General features: G+C 48.2%; 8 protein-coding genes. 6 read left to right on the top strand and 2 right to left on the bottom strand.

The annotated features are described in order from the left end of the window. Positions 1-22 precede the first annotated feature (22 nt). The 3 genes from lpxK to kdsB are packed head-to-tail and all read left to right on the top strand — an operon-like array spanning position 23 to position 1,965. On the top strand, positions 23-1,003 hold the full coding sequence (gene lpxK / locus B2X00_RS06045) for a tetraacyldisaccharide 4'-kinase (RefSeq protein ID WP_290486531.1): 981 nt from the start codon (positions 23-25) through the stop codon (positions 1,001-1,003). Between the two features lie 9 nt (positions 1,004-1,012). Further along, complete coding sequence (locus tag B2X00_RS06040) at positions 1,013-1,210, top strand: Trm112 family protein (RefSeq protein WP_290486530.1); 198 nt, start codon at positions 1,013-1,015, stop codon at positions 1,208-1,210. After that, positions 1,207-1,965: a 3-deoxy-manno-octulosonate cytidylyltransferase gene (kdsB, locus tag B2X00_RS06035; RefSeq protein ID WP_290486529.1), complete on the top strand. Its 759-nt coding sequence runs from the start codon at positions 1,207-1,209 to the stop codon at positions 1,963-1,965. The genes B2X00_RS06040 and kdsB overlap by 4 nt, the downstream gene beginning before the upstream one ends. 18 nt (positions 1,966-1,983) lie before the next feature. Here kdsB and B2X00_RS06030 read toward each other — a convergent pair whose 3' ends face one another. Both B2X00_RS06030 and gltA read right to left on the bottom strand, forming a co-directional pair. After that, positions 1,984-3,330 carry a KamA family radical SAM protein gene (locus B2X00_RS06030; RefSeq protein WP_290486528.1) on the bottom strand — a complete coding sequence of 449 codons (1,347 nt, stop codon included), beginning with the start codon at positions 3,328-3,330 and terminating at the stop codon, positions 1,984-1,986. 254 nt (positions 3,331-3,584) lie between these two features. Continuing rightward, positions 3,585-4,865, bottom strand: coding sequence for a citrate synthase (gene gltA, locus B2X00_RS06025; protein ID WP_071462561.1), 1,281 nt, complete (start codon positions 4,863-4,865; stop codon positions 3,585-3,587). A 315-nt stretch (positions 4,866-5,180) separates the two neighbouring features. Between gltA and sdhC the strand changes: the two genes are divergently transcribed. The 3 genes from sdhC to B2X00_RS06010 form a co-directional block, all read left to right on the top strand. Then, positions 5,181-5,555, top strand: a complete 375-nt coding sequence (gene sdhC, locus B2X00_RS06020; protein ID WP_071462782.1) for a succinate dehydrogenase, cytochrome b556 subunit — start codon at positions 5,181-5,183, stop codon at positions 5,553-5,555. Further along, positions 5,549-5,896, top strand: a complete 348-nt coding sequence (gene sdhD, locus B2X00_RS06015; RefSeq protein WP_006955522.1) for a succinate dehydrogenase, hydrophobic membrane anchor protein — start codon at positions 5,549-5,551, stop codon at positions 5,894-5,896. The genes sdhC and sdhD overlap by 7 nt, the downstream gene beginning before the upstream one ends. Further along, a partial coding sequence (locus B2X00_RS06010) for an FAD-binding protein (protein WP_290486527.1) occupies positions 5,897-6,970 on the top strand: 1,074 nt, incomplete at its 3' end.

Genomic DNA, 6,970 nt, shown 5'->3' with positions numbered 1-6,970 from the left:
CAATTTAGTGGGGTAAATTAGAATGTGGTTGGAGAGGCAGTGGTACCGAAAGCGTTTGCATCCACTGCTGTACCTGCTTACACCCTTATCACTGGTATTTTGGTTATTGACTAATCTGCGCCGGTCGTTGTACCGCTTCGGTATTTTAAAAATATACCAAGCACCTGTACCTGTACTTGTAGTTGGCAATATCAGTGTGGGTGGTACGGGTAAAACGCCTACGGTTATCGCGTTAGTTGAGCTGCTCAAGTCAGAGGGTTATACGCCTGGCATAGTGAGCCGTGGCTATGGTGCTAACGCCCAATACCCACACCTAGTCACCATGGATGACAGCCCAGAGCTCGCCGGTGACGAACCACTCATGATTCGACAGATAGCCGACGTCCCTGTGGTGATTAGTCCCAAACGTGCTGATGCGGTTAGGCAATTAGTTGCGGAGCATCCCAATGTTGATTTGGTGATTAGTGACGATGGTATGCAGCATTATGCATTAGGTAGAGACTTGGAGTTAATTCTAGTCGATGCTGAGCGCGGCTTGGGTAACGGTTGGCTGTTACCTGCTGGTCCCCTGCGAGAAGGGCCTTGGCGGTTGCGCGGTGCGCGTTGGGTGATTTCACTCTATGCACAACATCCATTTGCACATTATGTCGGCGAGGTTAAAGCACAGCCGTGGCGTCGAGTAATCGATGATGAAGAAGTTGAGCTACCCGAACGCACGACCTTTCATGCGGTGGCTGGAATCGGTAACCCGGAGCGCTTTTTTACCAGTCTTCAGCATCAGCACATCAAGCTTGAGAGTACTCAAGCGTTTCCCGATCATTATCGATTTACTGCGGATGACTTACAACAGTACCAAAATAAAACATTACTGATGACACAAAAAGATGCTGCGAAGTGTCGTGGCATAGCAGCCGATAATTGGTACTATCAACCGATATCTGCACACTTTCCTGAGAAATTTAATGCTGATTTGCTTGAGGCGATTCGGCATATTCATAAATGAGGTTTAACTGTGAGTTTTGATACAGGTTTACTGAATATAATAGCGTGCCCGAGTTGTAAAGGGCGATTAGTCTGGCATGAAGCTAGACAGTGGCTGGTTTGCCGTGGCGAGCGACTCGCGTTTGAGCTCGAAGAGGGGATTCCCGTATTAATGAGCGAAAAGGCTAAGTCATTAAATTCAGAAGAAATGGAACAGGTACCTTTATGAGTTTTACCGTCATTATTCCAGCACGCTACCCATCAAGCCGTTTGCCAGGTAAACCGTTAGCCGATATCGGCGGTAAGCCGATGATTCAACATGTATACGAACGTGCGATACAAAGCGGTGCTGCGGAAGTGATTATTGCGACAGATGACCAGCGTATTGCTGACGTGGTGGAACGCTTTGGTGGACGCAGTATGCTTACTGCCAGTGATCACCAATCGGGTACTGAACGTCTTGCCGAAGTTGTTGAACAACTGGCGCTTTCAGAGGATCAAGTCGTGGTTAACGTACAAGGGGATGAGCCTTTTATTCCGCCTGAAATTATCCGGCAAGTGGCTGATAACTTGGCGAACCAACGTGTTGCACCTATGGCGACATTAGCGGTGCCGATGGCGACCGCAGATGAAGTGTTTAATCCGAATGCAGTAAAAGTCGTGTGTGACTCGGCAGGGTACGCGCTTTATTTCAGTCGCGCGCCTATTCCGTACAACCGTGACCAATTTAAGTCATTGGACGACCAGCAGTCTGAACAGGTCGATGGTTACATGCGACATATCGGCATTTATGCCTATCGTGCGGACTTTATTAAACGCTATGTGGCTTGGAGTGAGAGCCCGCTTGAGCGTATCGAGTCATTGGAGCAGTTGCGTGTGCTATGGCATGGCGAGAAAATTCACGTCGCTGAGGCAATTATGCCGCCCGCCGCTGGAATTGATACGCCAGAGGACTTAGAGCAAGCCCGCCAGCGTATAAAATAAAGCGTGTAGCAGCGATGGTTAGTCCATCGCTGCCATTTGTGCATACTCGTCTTCGAAAAAGAACTTGTCCTCACCAAAGGCCGGTTTCAATTGATGTAACCACGTTGCTTTTGGGTCATACTTCGCAAAAAATGGACGTTGTACCCAGTCTGGATTGCGACCCTGAATAAAGCGCAACGCGAACACCTTCTCGCCCGCCACCTCAGTCACACCTTGTACCTCAACTTTACCTGGTCCAGCACTCATCGACGGGCCTCGAACCGTGCGCGCAATACCCGATACTTGTTGATAAGCTTGTTGGAATACTTCCCATGTACGCTCGAGCGGTACTTCAAAGTAACGTTTAGCACCCGTGTCACGCTCGACAAACATGTAGTAGGGGATCATACCGAGCTGCACTTCGCGCTCCCACATATCCGCCCATACTTTAGGGTCGTCATTAATATGGCGTAATAAAGGCGCCTGACAGCGGATCTGTGCGCCGGTGGCGCGTAAACGACGAATTGCTTCTTCGCAGACTTCGGTGCGTAGTTCGTTGTGATGGTTCAAATGCGCCATGATGGAGACGTGTTTACCGCCACGTACAAGCCTTTCAAGCAAACGCATTAATTCGTCTGCATCAGGGTCTGTAATAAAGCGATAAGGCCAAAATGTTAGCGCTTTGGTGCCAATACGAATCGTTTTAATATGGTCGAACTCAGGCTGCAGTAGCCCTTCTAAATAATGCTTCAACTTACGCGTGCGCATGACCATTGGGTCACCGCCTGTAACGAGTAAGTCAGTTACTTCTTTATGCTGTGCGAGATAGCGATGTAGTTGATCGGCATCATTGGAGTTGAAGCGTGTTGCTTTACCGACGAACTGAGCCCAGCGGAAACAAAAGGTGCAATAGCTGTGGCAATACTGACCTTGAGCAGGGAAGAATAACACTGTTTCGCGATACTTGTGCTGCATGCCTGGCAATGGCTCGCCATCAACGTGAGGTACGTTCATCTGCATTTGCCCGGCTGGATGTGGGTTCATCTCTTGGCGCAACTGAGTAGCGAGGTCAAAGACTTCATTGGTCGTATGCTTGCCCGACATCAAATCGGCCATACGTTGGAATGCGCTTGGATCGAGCATATCCTTTTGCGGAAAGGTGAGCTGAAACAGCGGATCGTTAGGTACGTTTTCCCAGTCGATGAGCTCATTAAAAACATACTCGTTGACTCGGAACGGTAAAACGTTCGCGACCACTTTCATTTCGAATCGAATATCATCGGGTACGCGTTTAAGTGCTTCAATCTTGTCCAACTGACGATGTTGGTAAACTTTGAAGCGACGCGGAGTAATTACGGGTTGCTGTACGTTAACTACTTGCTGCATAAGCCTCTCTATATGTTGTAAATGCCATTAGCGGCGCAATAGACAAAATTGCGCTGTATTATAATGAAATTACTGGTGTCTTGCACGTAAACCGTGGGATTTAATCGTATGTACTCTTAATAATATCGATTGAGGCAATCGCTTATTTGGATGTTGTGATGGGGTAGGGAGTTATCGTTACCCTTAACTCGAGCCCAAAAAAAAGCGCCCCTCGGGGCGCTTTGTATGTGTTTGCATAGCGACTACATCACAGCTTACTTCTTGATAGGTTTGAAGTCGCGTTGTGTGTGGCCCGTGTATAGTTGGCGAGGACGGCCGATTTTTTGGCTCTCTTCGCTCATCATTTCGTGCCAGTGTGATACCCAACCCACCGTACGTGACAGTGCGAAGATGACGGTAAACATGTTGGTTGGAATACCAATCGCTTTGAGTACGATGCCCGAGTAGAAATCGACGTTCGGGAACAACTTCTTCTCTACAAAGTAGTCGTCTTCAAGCGCGATGCGCTCAAGTTCCATCGCAACATCCAACAATGGATCGTCACGTTTCAATTCTTTCAATACTTCGTGGCACGACTCGCGCATGACTGTCGCACGTGGGTCCATGTTTTTATAAACACGGTGACCGAAGCCCATCAGACGGAACGGGTCGTTCTTGTCTTTTGCTTTTTCGATGTACTTAGGAATGTTTTCTACTGAACCAATTTCAGCCAACATACGCAGACACGCTTCGTTCGCACCACCATGTGCAGGGCCCCATAGCGATGCAACACCCGACGCAATACATGCGTATGGGTTAGCACCCGAAGAGCCTGCCAAACGAACAGTCGACGTTGAAGCGTTTTGTTCGTGATCGGCGTGAAGGATAAAGATGCGATCCATTGCTTTTGCAACAGCAGGACTGATTTCATAGTCTTCTGCAGGCACAGAGAACATCATGTTCAGGAAGTTTTCGGCATAGCCTAAGTCGTTGCGTGGATAAACGAACGGTTGACCAATGCTGAACTTGTATGCCATCGCTGCGATTGTAGGGATCTTCGCAATCAAGCGGTAGGCGCTACGTAAGCGCTGGTCCGCGTCATGAATGTCCAAATCATCATGGTAGAACGAAGACAATGCGCCTGTCACCGCGCACAACATTGCCATTGGATGCGCGTCGCGGCGGAAGCCATTAAAGAAATTATGCAAGCCCTGGTGCACCATCGTATGTTTTGTGATGGTCTTACGGAAATCTTGGTATTGCTTTTCGTCAGGCGCTTCGCCATGAAGCAACATGTAGCAGACTTCTAGATAATCCGCTTGTGTGGCGAGATCGCCAATCGGGTATCCGCGGTGCAACAAGACACCGTTTTCACCGTCAATATACGTGATTTTAGACTCACATGAGCCGGTCGCTAAAAATCCTGGGTCAAAGGTGAAATAGCCGTGTTTGCCTAAGCTGCGAACGTCGACGACATCCTTACCAGCTGAAGGGGATAAAACGGGTAACTCAATTGACTGTCCATCGATCTGTAAAGTGGCTTTACGATCAGCCATAAGGACTTCTCCTTGCATCTACTTTTTAAAAAGTGCGCTAATTTAACTCGAAATGCGTGCCAAATGTCAATTTTTGTAAAGGACTTGGCTACGACTACCCGATCATTATACGTGCATAAAGTGAATACAGGATTACATTTTTATGCGAGATACAACTTTAGTCTTAATCCAAATTCTTTCGATGTCCGTTATAGGCATTGGACATTGTAATTCAATGCTATGGTCGATATACTCACATACGTCGAGGTGGCATTAATTAACAGTGCTCCGGGCATTCTTTACATTTCTTGGTGCTTTATTGAAAGGCAATCTATCGTGAAAAAAGAAAGACCTGTAAACTTAGACTTATCTACCATTCAGTTTCCTGCCGCTGCCAAAGCATCTATCCTGCATCGGGTTTCCGGTGTCGTTATGCTTGTGTCACTGGCCTTCTTGATTTGGGCGTTCGCAACGTCTCTCAGTGGTCCTGAGGGGTTTGCTCAAGTAGAAAGCATAATGACTAGCTTTATCGCGAAGTTCATTGGCTGGGGTATTTTGACAGCGTTAGGATTCCACTTAATCATTGGTATTCGTCACTTGATCATGGATATGGGCTTCTGGGAAGAGCTTGATTCAGGCCGCGCCAGTGCCACTGCATCCATCGTAATTTCGATTATCGTGTCAGTTTTAGTAGGGGTGTGGTTATGGTAAGAGAAGCTGGAACCTTTGGACGTAGCGGCCCGCATGACTTCATTTTGTTGCGTGCTTCAGCAGTCGTTATGTTGCTATATGTCTTGTTCATGGTGGGCTTCTTTGCGTCAACAGCGGACGTAACCTACGCCAACTGGACGGGCTTGTTTTCGAATTTGTGGATGAAAGTGTTCACGTTGTTAGCGCTTACCGGCGTGTTGGTACACGGCTGGATTGGTATCTGGCAAGTACTTACGGACTATGTTAAAGCCTCGGGTGTACGCGCTTTTATTCAGTTCGTATTCAGCGTTGGGCTCATCATCGTTTGGCTCACTGGCTTGTTTGTACTGTGGGGTGTTTAAGTGAACGTAAAAACTTTAGAATTTGATGCCGTTGTAATCGGCGCGGGCGGCGCAGGCATGCGTGCTGCGTTGCAAATTTCCCAAGAAGGTATGAGCTGTGCGTTGATGTCCAAAGTGTTTCCAACGCGTTCTCACACTGTTTCTGCGCAAGGTGGTATCACCGTTGCTTTGGGTAACGCCCACGAAGACGATTGGCAATGGCATATGTTTGATACCGTCAAAGGGTCAGACTACATTGGCGACCAAGACGCAATTGAGTACATGTGTAAGAGCGGTCCAGAAGCGATCTTAGAGCTCGAAAACATGGGCTTACCATTCTCCCGTTTTGAAAATGGTAAAGTGTATCAGCGTCCTTTCGGTGGCCAATCAAAAGAATTTGGTGGTGAGCAGGCAGCACGTACAGCAGCTGCAGCTGACCGTACCGGTCACGCTTTGCTACATTTGTTGTATCAGCAAAACGTGAAAAACAAGACGACGGTATTCTCGGAGTGGTATGCACTCGACATCGTTAAGAACCAAGACGGCGCCGTGTGCGGTGTCACGACGATGAATATTGAGACCGGTGAAGTCTACTATGTTAAAGCTAAAGCGGTCGTATTGGCGACCGGTGGTGCGGGGCGTATTTATGCTTCTACAACCAACGCGCATATCAATACGGGCGACGGCGTAGGTATGGCTTTACGTGCAGGTGTACCTGTACAAGATATGGAAATGTGGCAGTTCCACCCAACCGGTATCGCAGGTGCAGGTTGCTTGGTAACCGAGGGTTGCCGTGGTGAAGGTGGTTACTTGCTTAACAAAGATGGCGAGCGCTTCATGGAACGCTATGCACCAAACGCAAAAGATTTGGCATCGCGTGACGTCGTTGCACGTTCAATGATGACCGAGATTCGCGAAGGTCGTGGTTGTGATGGCCCTTGGGGTACACACTTGAAATTGAAGCTCGATCACTTGGGTAAAGAGACGCTCGAAAGCCGTCTACCAGGTGTATGCGACTTATCACGCACGTTTGCTCATGTCGATCCGGTTAAAGAGCCAATTCCAGTCATCCCAACCTGTCACTACATGATGGGC

Source organism: Idiomarina sp. UBA3162 (assembly GCF_002364475.1).
Lineage (GTDB): Bacteria > Pseudomonadota > Gammaproteobacteria > Enterobacterales > Alteromonadaceae > Idiomarina.
The sequence above is the reverse complement of the archived record's forward strand: the minus strand, read 5'-3'. Positions and strand labels throughout refer to the sequence as shown.